Source organism: Campylobacter concisus, from assembly GCF_902460895.1.
Classification (GTDB): Bacteria; Campylobacterota; Campylobacteria; order Campylobacterales; family Campylobacteraceae; genus Campylobacter_A; species Campylobacter_A concisus_BC.
In genome coordinates this window covers 1-1,648 of sequence record NZ_CABPVL010000005.1, presented here as the reverse complement: position 1 = coordinate 1,648, position 1,648 = coordinate 1, and the positions used below count along the sequence as shown (strand labels likewise).

Here is a 1,648-nt window from a genome sequence, read left to right as displayed (position 1 = left end):
TTTCATCATCTTCTATTACTATATATTCATCACCATCTTTAATGCTTTTCTTTATCATTTTTTTTGAATAGCTTTTAGTTATTATAAAGTAAGCTACGCCAAGAGATAGTGCCTCTATGAAAGAGTAGCGTTTTGGGAGGGTTTGTATTATACGTTGCATTTGTGGGTAGTACTCATCTGCAGTTGATGAGCCATTTTTTATATCATCTATGATTTGGCTTGAGATACTACTATTGTTATATGCTTCAGTCTCTCTTCTGTTTAAGGCGTTTTCATTTACCTTATCAAACACTGCTTTAAAAGAGAGAGTTACCTTTTTCATATACTCCTCTTCACTTTTTTTGATCTTCTCCATATCATTTGGCTGCTTAGCATAAGCATTTACGTGAGAGAAATTTGTCTTAAATAACTCTTCGTATTTGGTGTAATTATCAAGATAGTTAGTGTCATCTTGATAGGCGATCTCTTTAAATTCTTCCCTTTTTTGCTCTATGTTGTCTATATATTTTTTATCTATCCTTGCAAATGGGGATAAATTTAAAACAAGAGTTGATTTATTGTTTTCCTTATTGATGTTTATGCTGTACTGGCTGTAGTCCTTAATAGGACTTAGGGTCTTTATATCGGTGAATTTTTGTTTTACAAGGTTGGATTTGTTGGGTCTATTTAGCTCGTCTTCTATCACTTGATCTAGGCATTTACTTATTACTTCTTCTCTAAGACCTGCACTTGATCTAAAAGGTGAGTTTGAGAGGACTACATAGTTTTTATTTAAATTTGAAAAATCTTTGCTGTTCATCTCATCGTTTGCAGATGAGCCATTTTTATCGGACTTGTTTGCTATTAGATTGGCTAGTTTTATAGAGTTGAAATTTGAAGCACAGATAAAATTTAAATTTGCATTTAGTCCTTTTATTTGATCCTTTAGTCTTTTAAAGAGCGTATCATCACTAGAGCCAAAGCCTAAGTTTTTATTTACTATATCATAAGAGCAAACATCCTTAGTGTGATCAAATACCGACAGATCATCTAAATGACCAAACACACTATATCCCTCATCTGCATTGCAATTAACCTCATTTAGGTTATTGTCGTCTCTAAAGTAGATATAGTCTAAATTTAGATGGGTAAAGTCTATAAAAAAGCCAGAATTAGAGGATTTATCTTGCTTAAATACTAATACATTGCAGCTTGAGTTTATATTTAGGGTATTTATAATAGTATCCAACTATGATGACGCCAAAGATATCGTAAAAGAGTGCCTAAATACCTTAAAAAATGATCTGCTAAGTGATGCTAGCTCTTTGATATCTAGCGAGGGGCTAGATGGAGCTAAATTTGAAAAAAGTATTGAAGAGTGTTTTAGAGAGTTAGATAAGAATTTAAGCGAGTTAAATAAAGAAAGCGGAGAGTTTTTATTAAAACAAATATTTCTTTTTATACTAAGCATAGTTGATCTAAGTGACCCAAAGGCTGCACTCAAAAAGGCAAACGGATGCTTTTTGTTCTATGAGCTTAGTAAATTAACCTACAAGATGGTTGAGCATCAAAGCAATAGATCTCTTTATGGCGTAACCTTACCTATCCTTAGCTTTTTCACATCTAGATTTGCTTCTATTATAAATACCCTAAATATAAACTCAAGCTG

At 32.3% G+C, this 1,648-nt stretch carries 2 protein-coding genes; one reads left to right on the top strand and one right to left on the bottom strand.

What is annotated here, in order from left to right; translation table 11 throughout:
• On the bottom strand, positions 1-1,045 hold a 1,045-nt coding region (locus tag F3G98_RS10520), incomplete at its 3' end, for a hypothetical protein (protein WP_188116997.1).
• A gap of 139 nt (positions 1,046-1,184) precedes the next feature.
• Between F3G98_RS10520 and F3G98_RS09295 the strand changes: the two genes are divergently transcribed.
• A partial coding sequence (locus F3G98_RS09295; protein ID WP_149726081.1) for a hypothetical protein occupies positions 1,185-1,648 on the top strand: 464 nt, incomplete at its 3' end.